Below are 20,576 nucleotides of genomic sequence, written 5' to 3' on the forward strand. Positions count from 1 at the left end.
CCGGGGTCCTCCGCACTACCGCGGGGGACCCCGCGGCTCGCCCCGGCGCACAACCGCCGGGCCGCTTCCTTCCGGCAGGACGGCGGTGTCACCGTCCACATCGGTCCGGGTGACCAGCACTCCCATCGTGCCGAGAACGTCCACTGTGGACTTGCTCGGATGGCCGTATCCGTTGCCCGCGCCGACACTGATCAGCGCCGTGCGCGGCCGCACCGCCGCGAGGAACTGCGGCAGCGAATACCGCGAGCCGTGATGCGGCACCTTCAGGACGTCCGCTCGCAGGTCGACGCCCTCGGCGAGCAGATCCGCCTGTGCGGCCAGTTCGACGTCTCCGGTCAGCAAGACCCGGCCAGCCGCTGTTTCGGCGCGCAGGACGACCGAACTGTTGTTGATCATCGTGCCGTCCTGCAACGCCGGTGCACGCGTGGTGGCGTAGCGCGGACCGAGCACCTCCAGCGACAGCCCCGGCCATTCCAGCCGCTGCCCATCGCTCAACTGCGCCAGCGGCACGCCACGACGCCGCGCTTCGCCGGAAACCGACTGCCACGCCCACGCCGGAGCACGCCCTGGTCCAACCGCGATCGCACCGACTGCCCGACCGTCGAATACCGAGGCGAGACCGCCGATGTGATCCGCGTGCAGGTGACTCAGCACGAGCAACGGCACCCGCTCGACGCCCAGCCTTCGCAGGCATTCGTCGACCGGCCCTGGTTCCGGCCCGGTGTCGACGACCACGGCGCGGCCAGGCTCGGCGGTGGCCAGGACGACCGCATCTCCTTGTCCGACATCGCATTCCACCATCGCCCAGCCGTCCGGCGGCCAGCCAGGTGCCAAGACTTTGGCAGGCACGACCGTCAACAGCACGACGACCAGTCCGATCGCCACCAGCAGCCGGATCCGACGAAACCGCGCCGCCACCACGACTGCGACCAGCAAAGCCGCCGCGCACAGTCCGCCCCACCAGCCGCCAGGCCAGGACAGCGTCGCGCCCGGCGCTCTCGCCCCATGCCGGGCGACGGTGATCAGCCATCGGGCTTCCGGATCTGCTGCGTGGATCAGCACCTGACCCGCACCTGGCCACCACGGTCCGACGACTGTTGCCAGCACTCCCAGCACAGTCACCGGCGCAACTACTGGCGCCGCAAGGACATTGGTCACGACGGAGACCAGGCTGACCGTGCCTGCCATACCGGCGATGATGGGCGCGGTGACCACGAACGCGGCTAGCGGAACAGCGAGCCCTTCGGCGTAACCGGCTGGAACTCCCCTTCGCACCAACGAATCCGCCCAGCGCGGCGCGAGCAGCACCAGCCCCGCCGTGGCGAGCACCGACAATGCGAAGCCGAAATTACCCGCCATCGTCGGATCCCACGCCACCAGTGCGCACACCGCGAAGGCCAATGCGGGCAACGCTGAACCACGTCGTCCCAGTGCCAGCGCGAGCAGGCCGATGCCGCCCATGACGCCTGCCCGCACCACGCTCGGTTCAGGGCCCACCAGGACGAGGAATCCCGCCAAGCAGGTGCCAGCCGCTGCGGCGGACAACCTCGGACCTGCTCGGACCAATCGGCACAGCAGCAGGACGGCTCCACCGATGATCACAAGGTTCCCGCCGCTCACGGCCATCAAGTGGGTGAGCCCGGAGGCCTTGAACTCCCCCTCGACCCGTTGCGGCAGCGCGCTCGTGTCGCCTAGCACCAGTCCGGGCAGAAGGCCCGCTGGTTCTTCCGGCAGGATCGCGCACAGCGAATGCAAGCTGTTCCGCAGGGCCGCAGCGGCTTGCTGCCACCACGGTGCTGGCCCGACGCCGACTGGCGCGGCACGAACGGAGAGGACTGCCGCGGTTAGCTCGCCGCCGCGTGCGGGCAGGAGGCGACCGGACGCCGTTACCTCCTGGCCGGGCAGCAAGCCGCCCCATTCCGCGACTGGTGCCAGCAACAGGGCCCGGCCGGTCGATTCGACTGGCTGACCGTCCACTGTGGCCGTTGCGACCCGGGCGGGGATCGCCACCGACCTGGTTCCTGCTTGCTGGTCCGCATAGCCAGCTTGGTGAATCGGCCGCGGCCGCTCGCTGATCTCGACCCGCAGCGTCGCGGTGACGCCACGTGCGGCAGCGGCCCCCAACGGGTCGGACGCTGCGTCGTGAATGCGCAGCGCGGTTGGCACGGCAGCAATGAGCCCGACCAGCAGCAGCGCTCCCCCGGCTCCGACGTATCTGGCACGACCGCGCGCTAGGAGCACTGCAGCGCCGACCACCGCTACGGCACCGATCACTGTTGCGACCCACCAGCCGAGTTGCAGTCCGGCGAGCGTGGCCGCCCATCCGGCGACGGCAGCGGGAACGAGACGGAAATCGTGATCGCGCCGCGCCTCTTCCTCGATTTCCAGCTTCATCCGACGGTCACCTGCTCGCGGAGCTTCTCGAACTTGCTCTGGCCAATGCCGTCGACGTCGCGGAGTTGTTCCACGCTCGAGAATCCGCCGTGCTGGGTGCGCCAGTCGGTGATCCGCCGGGCGGTGACTTCACCGACGCCGGGGAGGCTGTCGAGTTGTTCGGCGGTCGCGGAGTTCAGGTCGACTTTGCTGGCTGCGGCTCCTGAGCCCGCCGGCGCTGCTTGCGCAGCCGGGACGCCGACCGCCACCTGCTCCCCGTCGGTGAGTTTGCGGGCGAGGTTCAGTGCGGTCAGGTCGACGCCTGGGTTGGCACCGCCCGCTGCGCGGAGTGCGTCGGCGACGCGGGAACCCGCCGGCACGGTAACCAGCCCCGGCGAGCGCACGTGGCCGACTACGCTGATTACCAGGTTCTCGTTGGTTTTCGACGCGTGCGGCACTTGCGCACGCGCCGCCGGGAGCGGCGGGGCGACTTCGGCCGCGGGTGAGCGACCGAAGATGGCCAAGCCTCCGGCGATGACGGCAGCGGCTGCCAGCAAAGCCAGGGCGAAGATCATTCCCCGGCGGCCCAGGAAGCCCGGCAGACCGGTTGAGCCGGGGAGCCAGCGACGGGCCAGGCGATGTTCGGTGTGTTCCGGCAGCCAGCTGCGGACCAGTTTGCCGCCTGGCAATGGGCTTTCCGGAGGGGTTGGGCTGTCGGCGAGTGCGGACAGGCGGGCTTTGCGGCCCGGTGGCCGCACGAGCGGCGCACCGTCCGCCGACGGGCCGCCCAGTAGTGGTGAACTGTCAGCAGACAGCCCAGCTTTCGAACCCGCGGTGCGGGAGTGCGGCATTGCGCCGTCAGCGCCCGCAGACGGGCGAGAGTTCGGTTCCCACTCCGTGCCCGTGGGCGGCTGGCTGCCTGCCGTTGCCGCCGCACTCCCCCGGCTGCGCGCTGACCGGCCCGCGCGACCGAGAGGCAGCCAGCGGCGTGCCGGCCCGCTGCCGGGTCCGGCGAGGTGCGGAACGGCGGCCAGCTGGTCGGCCAGCCAGGTGAGCCTGACGTTGACGGGAGTGCCCTGGTCTCGGGCGGAGTGCTCGAACACACGATCGACGCTAGGCGTCGGCCGGTCCGGCGGCGAGAGGGTTCCGCGCGATCTGTGGACAACCCGCCCCTTGGGGACAACTCGCCGGTCAGCGCAGGTCACGCGCCGGAGCTTGTCGGGGCACGCGGTCATACTGGCGGGTTCGGCCTGCGGCACCGGTGATCGAAAGGCCTTCGCATCCGCCGACCTCATCCGCCAGACCTGGCAGCCAGCTGTCGAACGGGAGCTTGCCGCAGCTGTGGACCACAACGGCCTGACCTTGCGCCCGATCTCCGGGCAAGAAGAACTCGATCTCTTCTGCCGACTCGCCCGCACCCTCGACCACGAACTCGCCACCGGCCGGAGTGGACGTGGGTCGCGCTCCGCGGCGGCGAGCTCGTCGCCAGGGCAGCGTGGTGGGGCCGCGCCGACGAACGTTTCTGCTGGACTTCTTCGATCTTGAGGAGGTGACCGTCGGCGCTCGGCTGCTCCGGACCGCGATGGCGGAGATCTTGCCTCAAACACCTGACTGGCGCGAAAAAGCCGAGACCCGAAGCGTTGTCGAGGACCGGATGACGGCGTTCGAACAGACTGGGGCTCGCCTGCTCGCCGAGCGGCTGCGTTTCGAGCGGCGGCAAGGGACTCCGGTCGCCCCGCCGCAAAAACGGCTGGTCTTCCGGAAGATCCGCGGCGAAGACGAGGTCCTCGACTTGATGACCCGAGTCTTGGACGGAACGCTCGACGCCCACAGCCGCGACGATCTCGCCCGAATGTCCGCTCGCGAAGCGGCGATCCGGCATTACGAGGACGAATTGGCGCACGACCGCAGCCTGCGGGACTGGTGGCGGGTCGCCGCGCTGCCCGACGGCACGCCGGTCGGGTTCGTCACGCCGGCGCGCAACGATTACCACCCCGTCATCGGCTACCTGGCCGTCCTGCCCGAGCATCGCGGCAACGGCTACCTCGACGAAATTCTCGCCGAGGGCACTCGAATCCTTGCCGCCCAAGAGGTTCCGCGCATCCGGGCGGCTCCGGCACCCTGATTACCGCGGGCCGGAGTTCGCCGCGCTCGGCGCCGAACTCGCCGGGGAAGGGCACCTCGACCCGCGGATACTCGGAAAAGCCGCTGGCCACGACGAACAAGACCTCAAGCGCGTCTGGCACCTGCTCGCGCGATTCGGCAACCCGGAATCCGGTTAGGCGCGCTGCACGACCACGCCGAGCACGCCAGGCCCGGTGTGCGCACCGATGACCGCGCCGATCTCCGACACCACGCATCCCCCGGCGCACCCCGGGATCGCTTCTTCGAGCCGGTTCGCCAGTTCGACGGCTCGCTCCGGCGACGCGAGATGATGCACCGCCAGTTCGACCGGCCCGGTGCCCGCCGCCTGTACGGACAACTCGACCAACCGCCCGATCGCGCGGTTCATCGTGCGCACTTTCTCCAGCGGCAGAATCCGGCCGTCGGACATGTGCAGCACCGGTTTAACCGCCAGCGCGGTGCCGAACAATGCCGCGGCCGAGCCGATCCGGCCGCCGCGGCGCAGGTGTTCCAACGTCTCGACCACGAACAACGTCGACGACCGTTCGGCCGCTTTCGTCGCGGCCTCTTCGACTTCCGCTGGGCTGGCCCCGGAAGCGGCGGCGTCCGCGGCGTGCAGGGCGGCGAAGCCCAAACCCATCGCTGTGGTGCGGGAATCGACGACGCGGACCCGGTCCGAGCCGACTTCTTCCGCTGCCAGAACGGCGGCTTCCCAGGTGCCGGACAGCTCTCTCGACAGGTGCACTGACACGACCGCGTCCGCGCCCGCGTCGAGCGCGGCCCGGAATTCGGTGGCGAACTCGGCGGGAGTCGGCCGGGAAGTCGTGACGATCTTGCGCTCCCCCAGCGCTTCCGCGAGCGCGGCGGGACCCATCTCGATGCCGTCGAGCGAGCACGCCCCTTCCACGAGGACGTGCAAGGGCACCACCCGCACCGAGTGCCGCTCGGCGAAGCCTTCGGGCAGGTGCGCGGTGGAGTCCGTGACCACGGCGACCGACACGTCGTCAGCCTACGTGGCCGGAGCCGAGGTGCGGGGCAACGAGTTTCGCCATCGCGGTGCCGACGGCTTCGTGTCCGGCCCATCCCCAGTGCATGCCGTCGGGATTTCCCGCGCCGCTCAAGACATGTTCGCCAACCACGCCGGGCGTGTCGAGCAACGGCACTTCGCGTCGCGCGGCCCACGAAGCGATTGCAGCGGCCGCTTCGGCGCGTCCCGTGTGTACGCGTCCGTACGCATCAGCGCGGTGCACCGAAGGCAGCATCCCGAACACAGGCAACTCAGGCCGCAACGCGCGCAACGCTTCGACGGACTGGTCCAGATAGCTCACGGTCAGCCGCGCAGGAAGCACGCGAGGACGTCCGCGCATCACGACAGACAACCGTGGCTGCGCAGCGAGATAGGCGCCGCGTACAACGCGACGCACGCCGTCAGGGCGAAGATAGCGAAGGCCCTGACGCAGATAAGTCGGCAACGGTGACGGCAGCGTGTCCATGTGGCCGACAGCGAGCACGACAGCGTCGACGCGCCGCAGATCCGCCCACACGCGCGGGTCGCCAGTGAGAGACCACCACAGGTCGCGTGCGGTCCAGCCGATACCTGCGACGAGGTCGGCTTGTCCGGACAGCGCGTTCGCCGCGACGTTGGGCCACAGGCGCGGATCGTCGGCCGCGCAAGGGCCCTCGGGGCCGTGGAAACAGAGTGAATCGCCGAAGACGAGCAACTGGGGGCTCATTCGGGTCAGCCGGTGATGCCCGCGTTGTACGCGTGCAACCGCCACTTCCCCTCGCGGTGGCCGAGGTCGACCCAGTGGCAGTTCATGATCCCGCCCAGCGACGGCCAGACCTCGACCGGAAGGCCGAGCAGCTTCGCCGTCAGCGCGAGGATCAGGCCGCCGTGCGAGGCGAGCAGCACCGATTCCCCGGCTCCGGAGTTCGGCTGCATCAGGTCGTCGACCACCTCGGCCGCGCGTTCGGCGACCTCGACGCGGGACTCGCCGCCCGGCGGGGCCCACGCGGCGTCGCCGCGCCACAGCTCGCGATCGCCGGGATAACCCTCGTCGACCTCGGCCCCGGTCAGGCCCTGCCACTCGCCCAGATGCGTCTCGCGCAGCCGCTTGTCGATCTGCAGCGGCACGCCGATCGCCTCGGTGAGCACCGTCGCCGTGTCAGTGGCGCGGCGCAGATCGGACGCGATCACCAGCTCCGGCGCGAACCGCGCGAGCGCGGGCACGGCGAAGCGCGCCTGGTTCCAGCCGACCGGGGTCAGCGCCGAATCGAGGTGTCCCTGCATGCGGCCGGCGGCGTTGTAGTCCGTCTCGCCGTGCCGCCAGAGCAGCAGCCGCCGCGGGCTCACGCCTCCGGGCCGTCCGCGTCGTCGCTGTCGTTGGCGGGGACCGTCGCCAGCCCTTCGACCTCGATCCGCGGGCAGTCCTTCCACAGCCGCTCGAGGCCGTAGAACGAGCGCTCGTCCGCGTGCTGGACGTGCACGACGACGTCGACGTAGTCGAGCAGCACCCACCGGCCCTCGCGCGCGCCTTCGCGCCGCACCGGTTTGTGCCCCTCCAGGCGGAGCTTCTCCTCCACGTTGTCGACGATCGCGCCGACCTGCCGCTCGTTGGCCGCGGACGCGATCACGAACGCGTCGGTGATCACGAGCTGCTCGGACACGTCCAGCACGACCACGTCGCTGGCCAGCTTGTCCGCCGCCGCGTGCGCGGCCGCCACCGCCAGGTCCCGTGCCTCGGACGTCGCTGCCACAGTGCTCCTTCAAGATTTCGGGTACGCCCGGACGAGGGTACCCGGTCAGGCATCGGCGTCCTTGCGGTAGAGGTCCTTCTTGGCGATGTAGCGCACAACGCCGTCGGGCACGAGGTACCAGACCGGCTCGCCGCGTTCGACGCGTTCGCGGCATCCGGTGGACGAAATGGCCATGGCGGTGACCTCGACCAGGCTCACCTTGCCGCTCGGCAGATGGTGCGAATTGAGCCGGTAGCCCGGCCGGGTGACGCCGATGAAATGCGCGAAGTCGAACAGCTCGCCGGCCTTGTGCCAGGTGAGGATCTGCTCTAGGGCGTCGGCCCCGGTGATGAAGAACAGCTCGTCGTCCGGGTACTCCTCGTGCAGGTCCCGCAGCGTGTCGACGGTGTAGGTCTGGCCGCCGCGGTCGATGTCGACCCGGCTCACCGAGAAGACCGGGTTGGACGCGGTGGCGATGACCGTCATCAGGTAGCGGTCCTCGGCGCGCGTGACGCGGCGGCCGGACTTCTGCCACGGCTGCCCGGTCGGCACGAAGATGACCTCGTCGAGCGCGAACCGCGACTGGACCTCGCTGGCCGCGACGAGGTGGCCGTGGTGCACGGGGTCGAAGGTGCCGCCCATGACCCCGATCCGGCGTGGTGACATAGCCGGTGAGCCTATACGCGCGGGCACGCGAGGGCTTCCCGTCGCGACTGCGACCTAGGTTACTGTTGTGACATGAGTCACATAACTGTGCGTTCTCAGGTGGAAACTGTCCGTCGCGGTCCGGGCGGCTCCCGGATTGTCGGGGGCATGGGGTAGACCGGGGGACGTGGACATCACCGACACCACCCCAGACCTCCGGACCCGCGCGGAAGCCCTGCTCCGGGCGCTCGCCGGGGACAGCGCCGCCCTCCGAGAGGACCAGTGGACCGCCATCGAGGCGCTGGTCGCGCACCACCGGCGCGCGCTCGTCGTGCAGCGCACCGGCTGGGGGAAGTCGGCCGTGTACTTCCTCGCCACCGCGCTGCTGCGGGAACAGGGAGCGGGGCCGACGGTGATCGTGTCGCCGCTGCTCGCCCTGATGCGCAACCAGATCTCCGCCGCCGCCAGGGCGGGGATCCACGCGGCCACCATCAACTCGGCGAACGCGCAGGAGTGGGACCAGGTCCAGGCGTCGGTGGCCGCGGGCGAGGTGGACGTGCTGCTGGTCAGTCCGGAACGGCTCAACAACCCGGACTTCCGCGACAGCGTGCTGCCGAAGCTCACCGCCAGCGCCGGCCTGCTGGTGGTGGACGAGGCGCACTGCATTTCCGACTGGGGCCACGATTTCCGGCCGGACTACCGGCGGCTGCGCACGCTGCTGGGCGATCTGCCGGAAGGCGTGCCGGTGCTGGCCACCACCGCGACCGCGAACGACCGGGTGGCCACGGACGTCGCCGAGCAGCTCGGCATCGGCGGCGAGACGGACACGCTCGTCCTGCGCGGTCCGCTCGACCGGGAAAGCCTGCGGCTGGCCATGGCCGAACTGCCCAGCGACGAAGCGCGGCTGGCGTGGCTCGCCGAACACCTGGCGGAGCTGCCGGGGTCGGGCATCATCTACACCCTCACCGTCGCCGCCGCGCACGACGTCACCGCGCTGCTGTCCGATCGCGGTTATCCGGTGGCCGCCTACACCGGGAAGACCGATCCGGCCGACCGCCAGGCCGCGGAGGACGACCTGCTGGAGAACCGGGTCAAGGCGCTGGTGGCGACGTCCGCGCTCGGGATGGGCTTCGACAAGCCGGACCTCGGGTTCGTGGTGCACCTCGGCGCGCCGTCGTCGCCGATCGCCTACTACCAGCAGGTCGGCCGCGCCGGCCGTGGCGTCGAACGGGCCGAGGTGGTGCTGCTGCCCGGACGGGAGGACAAGGCGATCTGGGCGTACTTCGGGTCGCTGGCGTTCCCGGACGAACTGCGCGTCACGCAGGTGCTCAACGCGCTCGCGTACGCCGACCGTCCACTTTCGACAGCCGCACTGGAGCCGTCGGTCGAGCTTTCCCGGTCTCGGCTGGAGATGGTGCTGAAAGTGCTCGATGTGGACGGTGCGGTGCGCCGGGTGCGCGGCGGCTGGGAGAGCACCGGCCAGCCGTGGGAGTACGACCGGGAACGGTACGAACGCGTCGGTGTCGCGCGGGCGGCGGAGCAGGAGGCGATGCTCGGGTACATCCGCACTGGCGGGTGCCGGATGGAGTATCTGCGGCGGCAGCTCGACGATCCGGAGGCAGCGCCGTGCGGCCGGTGCGACAACTGCACCGGGGAGCACTGGAGCACGGCGGTGTCCGACGAGATCGCGGGCGCCACGCGGGAACGGCTGGACCGGCCCGGGGTCGAGGTGGCGCCGCGGAAACAGTGGCCGAGCGGGATGAAAGGGCTCGACGTGCCGCTGTCGGGACGGATCAAGACGGAGGAGCAGGCCGAGCCGGGACAGGTGCTCGGCCGGCTCACGGACGTCGGCTGGGGCGGCAGGCTGCGCGAACTGCTCGGCCCGGGCGCGCCGGACGCCGAGGTCCCCGACTCGGTTTTCGACGCGTGCGTGAAGGTGCTCGCGGGATGGCAGTGGGCGCAACGTCCGGTGGCGGTGGTGGCGATCCCGTCGGCGACGCGGCCGCAACTGGTGGACAGCCTCGCACTGCGGCTGTCGGCGATCGGCAGGCTGGACTACCTGGGAGAGCTGGCGTCGGCCGGACCGCCGCCGCGGCAGGCGAACAGCGCGCAGCGGCTGGCCGATCTGTGGCGGAGGCTGAGCCTGCCGGAGGACGTGGCGGCGAGCGTCGCGCAGACGCGCGGACCCGTGCTGCTGGTGGACGACCTGATCGACACCGGCTGGACGATGACACTGGCGGCACGGCTGCTGCGCCGGGCCGGGGCGGAGGGGGTGCTGCCGTTCGCGCTGGCCACTACTGCTTGAGGCGAGCTGGGCCTGGGTGGCTGGGCGGGACGGCATGGGTGGCCGGGGTCGGCGGCTGGTGGGCGCCTTCATGCCTGGGCCGTCGTGCGGGATCGGCTCGGCGGCTTGGAGGCTAGGCGCGATCGGCTCGGCGGCACGATCGGCTTCGGCGGCTAGGCGGCTAGGCACGATCGGCTAGGCACGATCGGCTAGGCGCGATCGGCTAGGCGCGATCGGCTTCGGCGGCCGGAGGCGACGGCTGGCTGCCAGGTGCGCCGAGCGGGGACCGGGCGCGAGGCCGCCGACGTTCCGTCTGCTCGCACGGCGACCGACGAGCCACTCGCATCCCAGCAGCATCGCCTGCGGCAAAGGCAATCCCGCGTCACGGACCGCAGTGGGACAAGCACCAACTGCCATCCTTTGCCGGGATCTACCGATCTCCGGGCATTTCTGGCAAAGTCCCGTTCCACCCGTGCGGACGTGTGGAGGTTGCCCGATGGCCGGTTCTGCGACCGAAGGCATCGCCCGGCATCGGTTGCCGGTGCGGAAGTTGTTCGCTGCCAGCGCGGGCAATGCGCTCGAGTGGTTCGACTGGACGATCTACGCGACCTTCAGCATCTACTTCGCCGGCGCGTTCTTCCCTCCTGGCAACGAAACGCTCGCCCTGATCAACACGTTCGCGACCTACGCGCTCGCGTTCTTCTTCCGGCCGCTCGGCGGCGTGCTGCTCGGGCGGTTCGCCGACGTGCACGGGCGCAAGCCCGCCATGATTCTCACCATTTCGCTGATGGCGGGCGGGTCGGTCGCGATCGGGCTGCTTCCCACGTTCGCGCAGGTCGGGTGGCTCGCTCCGATTCTCCTGCTGCTCGCGCGGATCGCGCAGGGGCTTTCGCTCGGCGGCGAGGTTTCCAACGCTTCCGCGTACCTCGGCGAGGTCGCGCCCAAGGAGCGGCGGGGGCGCTACTCGTCCTTCTTCTACATCTCCACCGGGTCCGCGGTCCTCATCGCGACGGTGCTCGGGTTCGTGCTCGCCCGCACGATGGACAAGGCGCATCTCAGCTCGTTCGGCTGGCGGATTCCGTTCCTGCTCGGCGGGGTGCTCGGGCTGGTCGGGCTGTGGCTGCGCCGCAGTCTCGCGGAAACCGAGCTATACCACGAGAAAAAGGAGACCGCGCGGCAGGTTCAGCGGCCGCTGCTCACCACGATCACCCAGCATCCGCGGGCGGTCGGGCAGCTCATCGGGTTCTCGATGCTCTCGACGCTGTGCTACTACACCTTCTTCAGCGCCCTCACGTCCTTCGCCGTCAAGGGGCGCGGCGCGGACGACGTCGACACCTTCCTCGCGCTTTCCATCGCGACCGCGCTGTTCGTCGTCCTCCAGTACCCGATGGGCGCCCTCGCGGACCGGGTCGGGCGGCGGCCTCAGCTGCTGGTCTGGTCCGGGGCGACGGCACTCGTCATCGTCCCGCTCTCCTACCTCGTGCGGCCCGGGTTCGGGAATCTGCTCATCGTGTTCTGCGTCGGCCTCGCGCTCTACACCGCGATGACCTCGCTCGCCCCGGCGATCATGAGCGAGCTCTTCCCCACCGAACTCCGCGGGCTCGGCATCGGCGCTTGGTACAACCTGACCGTCGCCGTGTTCGGCGGGACCGCGCCGCTCGTGCTCAGCGCGTTGTCCGCGGCGGGCGCTGCCACCGCGTTCTTCTGGTACGTAGCCGCCGGGGCGGCGATCGCGTTCTTCGTGATCTTCCGGATGCCCGAAACGAAGGGCAGCGAACTGAGGTAAACCCGTTCGCGCGCGGTCGGTAGGCTTTGCCGATCGACTACGCGAAGGAGGGACACCGTGCGCAAGCCCGAGGTTAGTGAGGAACTGGCCCGACGCGTGGTGGCCGCTCTCCGCCGCGCCTTCGACGTCGATCTCGACCCGTCCGCGGCGCTCATCGCGGTGTCCACTCGCGACGGTGTCGACTACCAGTGCAACCTGGCGATGAGCCTCGGCAAACGGCTCGGCAAGCCGCCGCGCGAGGTCGCCGCCGGGATCGTCGAGAACCTGGAACTGGACGGCGTCGCCGACCGGCCCGAGATCGCCGGGCCCGGATTCCTGAACTTCGTGCTGCGCCGCGAATGGCTCGAGCAGCGCGTCGCCGAGCAGGCGAAGGACGACCGGCTCGGCGTGGCGGAAGCCGAACAGCCGCGCCGGGTCGCGCTCGACTACAGCAGTCCCAACGTCGCCAAGGAAATGCACGTCGGGCACGTGCGCTCCACGGTGATCGGCGACGCGATCACCAGGCTGCTGCGCTTCGCCGGGCACGAAGTGCTGCCGCACAACCACCTCGGCGACTGGGGCACGCCCTTCGGCATGCTCATCGAGCACCACCTCGACGAACCGTCCGGCGACCGCAGCGACCTCAACGCGTTCTACCAGGCCGCGCGCCGGAAGTTCGACGCCGACGCGGCCTTCGCGAACCGCTCCCGCGAGCGGGTGGTGAAACTCCAGAGCGGCGACCCGGAAACGCTCGCCTTCTGGCAGGAGCTGGTCGACGAGTCGACACGGCACTTCAACGCCGCCTACCGCAGGCTCGGCATCACGCTCACCGACGACGACATCTACGGCGAAAGCTTCTACAACCCGTACCTGGGCGAGGTCGTCGACGAGCTCGAAGCCGACGGGCTCACCGAGATCAGCGACGGCGCGGTCTGCGTGTTCCCCGACGGCTTCACCAACCGCGATGGCGACCGGCTCCCGCTGATCGTCCGCAAACGCGACGGCGGCTACGGCTACGCGGCCACCGACCTCGCCACCGTCCGGTACTGGACCGCCGAACGCGGCGCGACCGACTTGCTGTACGTCGTCGGCACCCCGCAGGCACAGCACTTCGCGATGGTCTTCGCGGTGTCCCGTGCGGCAGGCTGGCTCGACGGCGTGCACGCCGAGCACATCGGGTTCGGCTCGATCCTCGGCGCGGACGGCAAGGTGATCCGCACCCGCGCCGGCGAGACGATCAAACTCTCCAGCCTGCTCGACGAAGCGGTCGCGCAGGCCGCGGAAGTCGTTGCCGAGCGCAGTCAGCTCAGCAAGGAAGAGCAGCAGGAGGTCGCGCACGCGGTCGGGATCGGCGCGGTGAAGTACGCCGACCTTTCCAGCGACCGCGAACGCGACTACGTGTTCGACTGGGACCGCATGCTCGCCAAGGACGGCAATACGTCCGTCTACCTGCAGTACGCGCACGCACGGATCGAGTCGATCCTCGCCAAGGCAGGCGAAACCGCCGAAGAAGCACCAGTGCTGCTCAAAGAACCGGCGGAACGCGCGCTCGCGCTGACGCTGCTGCGGTTCAGCGAAGCGATCAGCGCGGCGACGTCCGCGTACGCGCCGCACAAGCTCTGTACGTACCTGTACGACACCGCAGTCACCTTCTCGCGCTTCTACGAACAGTGCCCGGTGCTGACCGCGGAGACGTCCGAGCTGCGCGCTTCGCGGGTGCAGCTCGCGAAGCTCACCTCGCGCACGCTCGTGCAGGGCTTGGGGTTGCTGGGCATCGAAGCCCCGAACCGCCTCTAGCTCAGCGGCCGAGCTGTCCAATGTGGACGAGCGCCATCAGCGTGTCGGCGACCTCGTCCACGGCTTTCCCCCGCGCGGCGGGCGGCAGTTCACCGCACCACGTCGGAGCCTGGCTCATCGCTGCGTGCATGCACTGCAGCACGGTGTCGACGCTGGTGACGGCGAACTCGCCGCTCGCTAAGCCTTCTTCGATCAGCGCGCGGAAAAGCGCGTCGTGGCGCAGGCGGAGCTCCTTGATCCGCTCGCGTTGCGCGCTCGGCCATTCGCGCGGCATCAGGAACAGCCGCAGCGCCGCCGGATAGTCGTTGACCGCGACCGTGACGTGCTCGTGGATCAACGCGCGCAGCCGGACTTCCGGCGTGCCCTCGGTGCGTTCGAGCAGGTGCTCCAGCCGGGCCGTCCACTCGTCGCCGAGCGTCTCGATCGCGGCCGTGCCCAGCTCGTCCTTGCTGGAGAAGTAGTAGTACAGCGAGCCCTTCGTGACGTCCAGGCGCTCGGCGACGTGCTCCAGGCTCACCGCGTCGTAGCCGCGTTCGCCGAACAGCTCGGCCGCCGCCGTCAGGATCTCCTGGATCCGCTTGCCCCGCTTGCGCTGAACGCGCTCGGACGGCGGTTTCACCGCGCCCATCCTGCTCCTCCCGGTTTTCCGCTGTCCTGGAAGCCTACCGGCTGACTACGCGTTCAACTCTTGACTCATCAGTCAAATTTTGTCACCGTGGTCAGACGACAGACGGGAGCGAACGATGGAGTTCGAGGACATCCGGTACGAAATCGACGGTCCGGCCGCGGTCGTCACGATCGACCGGCCGGAGCGCTACAACGCCTTCCGCGGGCGGACGGTCGACGAGCTGATCAAGGCGTTCCGCTTGGCGTGGGCGGACAAGCACGTGCAGGCGGTGATCCTCACCGGAGCCGGCGAGAAGGCGTTCTGCACCGGCGGCGACGTCAAACAGCGCGCGGAGACCGGCGACTACGGCCCGACCGAGAGCGGCATGTTCGAGATCGGCAACCTGCACAAGCTCATCCGCGACATCCCGAAGCCGGTGATCGCCGCGGTCAACGGCGTCGCGATCGGCGGCGGGCACGTGCTGCACGTCCTGTGCGACGTCACGATCGCCAGCGAGACCGCGCGGTTCGGCCAGGCCGGTCCGCGGGTCGGGTCGTTCGACGCCGGGTTCGGCTCGGCGTATCTCGCACGGGTCGTCGGCGAGAAGAAGGCACGCGAGATCTGGTTCTTCTGCCGCCAGTACGACGCGGCCGAAGCCGAGCGGATGGGCCTGGTCAACGCCGTCGTCCCGCCGGGCGAACTGCTCAAGACCGCCAAGGCGTGGGCCCAGGACGCTGCCGCGCTGAGCCCGACCGCACTGCGGTTTCTCAAGCAGTCCTTCAACGCGGACACCGATCACCAGGCCGGACTGTCCAATTTGGCCATGTCCGCGCTCGACCTGTTCACTGCCTCGCCGGAGGGCCTGGAGGGTGCGCAAGCGTTTGCGGAGAAGCGCAAGCCGGACTTCGTCTCGCACGTGAACTGGCACTGACCATGGACTTCACCTTCACCGGCGACGAGGACGCCTACCGGCAAGAGCTGCGCCGGTTCGCGGCGAAAGTCCTTGCACCGCATTACCAATCCGACGACAAGGCGGCGAAGCTGCGGCCTCAGCTCGTCGCGGACCTGGCCTCGATGGGCCTGACCGGCCTGCGCATCCCGGAACGGCACGGCGGCCAGGAGGCCAGCGCGGTCGTCGCCGGGATGGCCGCCGAGGAGGTCGCGCGCGGCGACTTCAACGCGGCTTACCTGATCATCGTCAGCGCGCTGGTCAGCGACATCCTCACCCGCAACGCGACCGAGGAGCAGCAGGCGGCGTGGCTGCCGCCGATCGCGTCCGGCGAGGTCGTGCCCGCGTTCTGCATCACCGAACCCGGGCACGGCACCGATGCCGCGAAGCTGGAGATGAAGGCCGAACCGGACGGCGACGGCTGGCGGCTCACCGGCGAGAAAACGTCGATCACGCTGGGCATGTCCGCTGACGTCGCGCTCGTGCTCGCCCGCACCGGCGGCCCCGGCGCCCGCGGCGTCAGCGCGTTCTGGGTCGAACTGGACGACGCGCATGTCTCGCGGGCGGCGTTCGACGACCTCGGCAGCCGGGCGATCGGACGCGCTTCATTGCACTTCGACGGGCTGCCCGTCCCGAAGGAAGCGTTGGTCGGCGGCGAGGGCCAAGGGTTCGTCTCGGTGATGCAGGGTTTCGACTATTCGCGCGCGATCATCGGCCTCGCTTGCCTTGGCGCAGCGCAGGTTTCGCTCGACGAGGCGTTGCAATGGTCGCGCGACCGCGAGGCCTTCGGCAGCCCGATCGGCACCTTCCAGGGCGTCGCGTTCCCGCTTGCCGAGCAGGCGACCTACCTGCGCGGAGCCCGGCACGTCTGTTACGAGGCGTTGTGGCGGAAGGACAACGACGTCGAGCACAGCACCGAGGCCGCGATGGCGAAGTTCTGGGCGCCGAAGCTGGCCGCCGAGACCATCCACCAGTGCCTGCTGACCTTCGGGCACCTCGGGTACTCCAGCGAAAGTCCCGTCGGGCAGCGGCTTCGCGACGTGATCGGCCTCGAAATCGGCGACGGCACCGCACAGGTGTCGAAGCTCGTCATCGCGCGCAATCTGCTCGGCCGCGCCTACGCCCCCTAAAGGAGAAAACATGCTCAAAGACAAAGTCGTCATCGTCACCGGCGCGGGTCAGGGCATCGGCCGCGGCATCGCCGGGAAGCTGGCCGCCGAGGGCGCGACCGTCGTGGTCAGCGACATCAACGAGACCACCGCGAAGGAAACCGCGGCCGCGATCGGCGGGCTCGGCGTCAAGACCGACGTCACCTCCCCCGAGTCCGTCGCCGGCGCGGTCGAGCAGGTCCGCGCGCAGTTCGGCCGGATCGACGTGCTGGTCAACAACGCAGGCTGGGACAAGGCGGGTCCGTTCGTGGAGTCCGATCGCGCCGATTGGGACCGCGTCGTGCAGATCAACCTCTACGGCGTCCTCAACACCTGCCGCGAGGTGCTGCCGGTGATGGTCGAGCAGGGCTTCGGGTCCGTGGTCAACATCGCGTCGGACGCCGGTCGCGTCGGCTCGTCGGGCGAGGCGGTGTACTCGGCGGCGAAGGGCGGCATCATCGCGTTCACGAAGTCGATCGCCCGGGAACTGGCGCGCAACACGGTCAACGCCAACGTCGTTTGCCCTGGTCCGGCGGACACCGAACTGTTCGCCTCGCTCGGCGGAGACAACCCGAAGCTGCGCGAAGCACTGACGAAAGCCATCCCGTTCCGGCGGCTCGCGCAGCCGTCCGACATCGCGAACGTGGTCGCCTTCCTGGCCTCCGACGAGGCCGCCTATGTCACCGGCCAGACCGTCAGCGTCAGCGGCGGCCTCACCATGAGCTGACCCGGAGCCCGTCATGCCGTTCGCGACGATCCTCAACGACGAGACGATCGAAGCCCACACCCGCGCCGGGTACTGGGTGAACCGCACCATCACCGACTACCTCGACGACGCCGCGGCGGCCACGCCGGACAAGACCGCGTTCGTCGATTCGCAGCGCAGCGTCACCTTCAGCCAGCTCAAGCGCGAGGTCGACCGGTGCGCGCTCGGGCTGCTGGAGCTGGGCGTCCGGCCCGGCGACGTCGTGTCGTTCCAGCTGCCGAACCGGATCGAATGGATCGTCGTGCACTACGCGGCGAGCCGGATCGGCGCGGTCAGCAATCCGCTCATCCCGATCTACCGGGACCGCGAGGTCGGCTTCATGGTCGCGCTCGCGAAGTCGAAAATCCTGGTGGTGCCGCGGGAATTCCGCGGTTTCGACTATCCGGCGATGGCGGAGCGGCTCCGTCCGCAGTGGCCGGAGCTGGAGCACGTGCTGGTAGTCGGGTCCTCCTGGGACGAGTTCGCCGCGACGCCCTGGGAAGAGCGCCGGGAGCGGCCGACGTGGCGGCCTGATCCCAACGACGTCACCCTGCTGATCTTCACCTCCGGCACCACCGGCGAGCCCAAGGGCGTGATGCACACGCACAACACCGCCGTCGCCGCGAACAATCCGCTCCCTGGCCGGCTCGGCATCACCTCAGACAGCGTCCTGCACATGGCGTCGACGCTCGCGCATCTCACCGGTTTCCTTTACGGCGCAAGGCTCGGCGTGCAGAACGGCGCGACCTGCGTGCTGCAGGACGTATGGGATGCCGCACGGTTCGTGGAACTGGTCGCCGAGTACGGCATCACCTACACCTCCGCCGCCACGCCGTTCCTGCACGACCTGCTGTCCGCGCCGAATCTCGCCGCCCACGATCTCAGTTCCCTGCAACGGTTCTGCTGCATGGGCGCACCGATCCCCCGTGCGCTCGTGCGGCAGGCACGGCAGAAACTTCCCGGTCTCGTCGTGCTCGGCGGCTGGGGCCAGAGCGAGGACGCGCTGGTCACGCTCGGCGTCCCGGGCGATCCGGACGACAAGCTGATCGACACCGACGGCTATCCGTGGCCTGGAATGCGGATCCGGATCGTCGGCGCGGACGGGACCGAATTGCCACCGGGCACCGAGGGCAGGTTGCAGGTCGCGGGGCCGTTCCTGTTCGTCGGTTACGCCGAACGGCTCGAACTGGCCCGCGAGAGTTTCACCGGCGATTGGTTCGACACCGGCGACCTCGCGACGATCGACGCCGACGGCTACCTCCGCATCGCCGGTCGCACCAAGGACGTGATCATCCGCGGCGGCGAGAACATCCCGGTCGCGTATGTGGAGAACGTCCTTTGCGAATACCCGGACGTCGAGGCGGTCGCCGTGGTCGCGGTCCCCGATCCGCGGCTTCAGGAACGCGCGTGCGCCTGCCTGGTGCTGAAACCCGGCACTCACCTGGATCTGGAGAAGCTGCGCGGTTTTCTCTCCGAGAAGGGCGTCGCCAAGCAGTACTGGCCGGAGCGGGTGGAACTGTTTCCGGAACTCCCCCGCACCGCCAGCGGCAAGATCCAGAAGTTCCAGCTCCGGTCGCTGGTCGAAACGGAGAGCGGGACCGGTCCCCGGCCGGCTCAGTAGCTTCGGGCGCGAGAGAGGGGAGAATCTCGTGTCCCGCACCGATCCCGACTACGCCCGCGCCCTCGTCCTGGTGGAGGAAGCGCTGTCCCGGCTGCACGGCCCGATCCGCCGCGAACGACGGCGGCTGCGCTGGGAGCGGTGGTGCAAGCGGCCGTACTACCGTTTCGAACCGGAGGGCAAGAAACCTCAGCTCGTGCATCTCGCCGGACTCCGCGTCACTCCGCTGTGGACGACCGTCAGCACCGGCGTCTCCGACGTCGACGTGCGTTATCCGGTGTCCGCGCGCCGCCGGTTCACGATCGGGTGGCGCTGGCTGGTGCGGCACGACTACGACGAGTTCCGCGTGCCGATCTCGCTGGTCGCCGACGCGAGCGGCCAGGCCGTGCTGATCGCACCAGGCGGCCAGACGTACCCCGCGGACGAAACCGGCTGGCAAGCCCTGGCCGCTCTGCTGTACAAGGAATACGCCATGCCGCCGGGCGGGCGCTGGTACGGCGCGGGCTGAGGTCAGCCGCGCAGCTTCCTCCGCAGCGAAAGACCCGCCCCCAGTGCGGTCATCGACGCGCGCGTCATCCCGCGGCTGAACCGGCTCTCGGTCACGAACTGCTCGGCGCTGCGCAGCGAACCACGCACTTGCGGGTACGCGTACTTCCGCATCCGCCGCTCGTAGTCGGCAACCGCAGCGGTCACATCGCCACCGCGGGAAAGGTTGCGGCACAACACTTGCGCGTCGCGCAGGGCGATGTTCGCGCCGATGCCGCGGAACGGGGTCATGCTGTGCACGGCGTCGCCGAGCAGGGTGACCGGGCCGGTCTCCCAGTCGCGGACCGGCACCGACGTGCGGATCGGCAGCATGCTCACCGTGCCGTCCGGCGAATCCCGCACCAGCCGGCCGAACGCGGGATGCCAGTCGCGGATCCGGCCCAGGATCAGTGAACGAAGCGCGGGAGCGTCCAATTCGGCGAGGTCGGCCGGGAAGTGTGCGGCCTTCGCGCCGTAGGACCACATCACGTAACTGGCGGTGTTGTCGAACAGCACGGGGTCGACGGCCGCGGTCTCGTCATTGACCGAAGCCGACGGAAACTCGTGCGGCGCGGTGAACATTCCGCAGCCCGGCGGGGGCAGCACGAGTGTCGGGGCCGTCGCGAGCCGCTTCGGAAGCTGCGTGCGGGACTCTTCGGTCAGCGGGAATTTGCCGATGACGGTACGGATTCCGGTGTCCACGCGCTTCGCGTGCGGCAACAATTGCGCACGGACCCGGGAGCTCGCGCCGTCCGCGCCGACGACCAGGTCCGCCTCGGCAGTGGTGCCGTCCGCGAAGTGCAGGCCGACCCCCTTCGAATCGGTCTCGTAACGCATGAATTCCTTGTCGTACCAGAGGATTCCGTCCAGTCCGGACGACAGCACCTGGTGCATCGAAATCCGGCTGACCGAATGGTGCGCGGCGGTCGCGTCCGAGCTGGGCGGAGCGTCGAAGGCCGCCAGCTCGCGCATCTTCTCGGTGACGAAGCCGAACGTCCCCTCGCTTACCCCCGTCGTGGCCAGGAACTGCTCCCACGCCTTCGGCGGGAGGCATTCGTGCAGCGCGGCGGAACCCATCGGCGCGATGTGCACGCGGTAGCCCTGCAAGCGCTCGGTCCGGGTGCGGCTGCGCTCGTACACCGCCACCTCGACTCCGGCCCGCGACAGGCCGTGCGCCAGGCACAACCCGCCGGTACCGCCGCCCACCACCGCCACCTTGATCTTCTTCACGGTCATCCCCTCTCGGTCGGCCTCCATAAT

18 protein-coding genes are annotated in these 20,576 nt (G+C 69.6%); 9 read left to right on the plus strand and 9 right to left on the minus strand.

The window, feature by feature from the left end:
• Nucleotides 1–15: 15 nt before the first annotated feature.
• Nucleotides 16–2,394, minus strand: a complete 2,379-nt coding sequence (locus L3Q65_RS22020) for a ComEC/Rec2 family competence protein (RefSeq protein ID WP_237600689.1) — start codon at nt 2,392–2,394, stop codon at nt 16–18.
• Complete coding sequence (locus L3Q65_RS22025) at nt 2,391–3,131, minus strand: ComEA family DNA-binding protein (protein ID WP_237600690.1); 741 nt, start codon at nt 3,129–3,131, stop codon at nt 2,391–2,393. Before L3Q65_RS22025 ends, L3Q65_RS22020 begins: the two co-directional genes overlap by 4 nt.
• A 791-nt stretch (nt 3,132–3,922) precedes the next feature.
• On the opposite strand from L3Q65_RS22025, the gene L3Q65_RS22030 reads away from it, so the two are divergent.
• Nucleotides 3,923–4,498: a GNAT family N-acetyltransferase gene (locus L3Q65_RS22030; RefSeq protein ID WP_237600691.1), complete on the plus strand. Its 576-nt coding sequence runs from the start codon at nt 3,923–3,925 to the stop codon at nt 4,496–4,498.
• A 153-nt stretch (nt 4,499–4,651) separates the two neighbouring features.
• Here the strand turns inward: L3Q65_RS22030 and L3Q65_RS22035 are convergent, their stop codons facing one another.
• Genes L3Q65_RS22035 through nadD form a run of 5 tightly spaced genes read right to left on the minus strand, consistent with a single transcriptional unit; the run spans nt 4,652 to nt 7,875 of the window.
• Complete coding sequence (locus tag L3Q65_RS22035) at nt 4,652–5,497, minus strand: DegV family protein (RefSeq protein ID WP_182894172.1); 846 nt, start codon at nt 5,495–5,497, stop codon at nt 4,652–4,654.
• Nucleotides 5,498–5,501: 4 nt separating this feature from the next.
• Nucleotides 5,502–6,230 carry a diglucosylglycerate octanoyltransferase gene (gene octT, locus L3Q65_RS22040; protein ID WP_037813716.1) on the minus strand — a complete coding sequence of 243 codons (729 nt, stop codon included), beginning with the start codon at nt 6,228–6,230 and terminating at the stop codon, nt 5,502–5,504.
• A gap of 5 nt (nt 6,231–6,235) precedes the next feature.
• A complete protein-coding gene (locus L3Q65_RS22045) occupies nt 6,236–6,850 on the minus strand; it encodes a histidine phosphatase family protein (RefSeq protein WP_182894171.1) in 615 nt (204 codons plus the stop codon).
• Nucleotides 6,847–7,254: a ribosome silencing factor gene (rsfS, locus tag L3Q65_RS22050; protein WP_182894170.1), complete on the minus strand. Its 408-nt coding sequence runs from the start codon at nt 7,252–7,254 to the stop codon at nt 6,847–6,849. The genes L3Q65_RS22045 and rsfS overlap by 4 nt, the downstream gene beginning before the upstream one ends.
• Before the next feature lie 45 nt (nt 7,255–7,299).
• Nucleotides 7,300–7,875 (minus strand): nicotinate-nucleotide adenylyltransferase, encoded by a 576-nt coding sequence (gene nadD / locus L3Q65_RS22055; protein WP_237600929.1) that lies wholly within the window; start codon nt 7,873–7,875, stop codon nt 7,300–7,302.
• A 190-nt stretch (nt 7,876–8,065) separates the two neighbouring features.
• Here nadD and L3Q65_RS22060 point away from each other — a divergent pair, with 190 nt between their 5' ends.
• The 3 genes from L3Q65_RS22060 (at nt 8,066) to argS (ending at nt 13,724) form a co-directional block, all read left to right on the plus strand.
• Nucleotides 8,066–10,183: a RecQ family ATP-dependent DNA helicase gene (locus L3Q65_RS22060; protein ID WP_237600692.1), complete on the plus strand. Its 2,118-nt coding sequence runs from the start codon at nt 8,066–8,068 to the stop codon at nt 10,181–10,183.
• Nucleotides 10,184–10,658: 475 nt separating this feature from the next.
• Complete coding sequence (locus L3Q65_RS22065; RefSeq protein ID WP_237600693.1) at nt 10,659–11,948, plus strand: MFS transporter; 1,290 nt, start codon at nt 10,659–10,661, stop codon at nt 11,946–11,948.
• A 57-nt stretch (nt 11,949–12,005) separates the two neighbouring features.
• The gene (gene argS, locus L3Q65_RS22070; RefSeq protein ID WP_237600694.1) at nt 12,006–13,724 is read left to right on the plus strand and encodes an arginine--tRNA ligase; all 1,719 of its coding nucleotides are present in this window, start codon (nt 12,006–12,008) and stop codon (nt 13,722–13,724) included.
• A gap of 1 nt (nt 13,725) precedes the next feature.
• Here argS and L3Q65_RS22075 read toward each other — a convergent pair whose 3' ends face one another.
• Complete coding sequence (locus L3Q65_RS22075) at nt 13,726–14,352, minus strand: TetR/AcrR family transcriptional regulator (RefSeq protein ID WP_182894165.1); 627 nt, start codon at nt 14,350–14,352, stop codon at nt 13,726–13,728.
• A 115-nt stretch (nt 14,353–14,467) separates the two neighbouring features.
• Between L3Q65_RS22075 and L3Q65_RS22080 the strand changes: the two genes are divergently transcribed.
• The 5 genes from L3Q65_RS22080 to L3Q65_RS22100 are packed head-to-tail and all read left to right on the plus strand — an operon-like array spanning nt 14,468 to nt 19,299.
• Nucleotides 14,468–15,262: an enoyl-CoA hydratase-related protein gene (locus L3Q65_RS22080; protein WP_182894164.1), complete on the plus strand. Its 795-nt coding sequence runs from the start codon at nt 14,468–14,470 to the stop codon at nt 15,260–15,262.
• A gap of 2 nt (nt 15,263–15,264) precedes the next feature.
• Nucleotides 15,265–16,410, plus strand: a complete 1,146-nt coding sequence (locus tag L3Q65_RS22085) for an acyl-CoA dehydrogenase family protein (RefSeq protein WP_237600695.1) — start codon at nt 15,265–15,267, stop codon at nt 16,408–16,410.
• A 10-nt stretch (nt 16,411–16,420) separates the two neighbouring features.
• Nucleotides 16,421–17,155 (plus strand): SDR family NAD(P)-dependent oxidoreductase, encoded by a 735-nt coding sequence (locus tag L3Q65_RS22090; RefSeq protein WP_182894162.1) that lies wholly within the window; start codon nt 16,421–16,423, stop codon nt 17,153–17,155.
• Between the two features lie 13 nt (nt 17,156–17,168).
• The gene (locus L3Q65_RS22095; RefSeq protein WP_237600696.1) at nt 17,169–18,794 is read left to right on the plus strand and encodes an AMP-binding protein; all 1,626 of its coding nucleotides are present in this window, start codon (nt 17,169–17,171) and stop codon (nt 18,792–18,794) included.
• A 28-nt stretch (nt 18,795–18,822) separates the two neighbouring features.
• The gene (locus tag L3Q65_RS22100) at nt 18,823–19,299 is read left to right on the plus strand and encodes a hypothetical protein (protein WP_182894160.1); all 477 of its coding nucleotides are present in this window, start codon (nt 18,823–18,825) and stop codon (nt 19,297–19,299) included.
• Nucleotides 19,300–19,301: 2 nt separating this feature from the next.
• Here the strand turns inward: L3Q65_RS22100 and L3Q65_RS22105 are convergent, their stop codons facing one another.
• Complete coding sequence (locus L3Q65_RS22105) at nt 19,302–20,552, minus strand: NAD(P)/FAD-dependent oxidoreductase (RefSeq protein ID WP_220508001.1); 1,251 nt, start codon at nt 20,550–20,552, stop codon at nt 19,302–19,304.
• Nucleotides 20,553–20,576: the final 24 nt, after the last annotated feature.

This window comes from Amycolatopsis sp. FU40, assembly GCF_021903635.1.
In the GTDB taxonomy this organism is placed as follows: Bacteria; Actinomycetota; Actinomycetes; order Mycobacteriales; family Pseudonocardiaceae; genus Amycolatopsis; species Amycolatopsis dendrobii.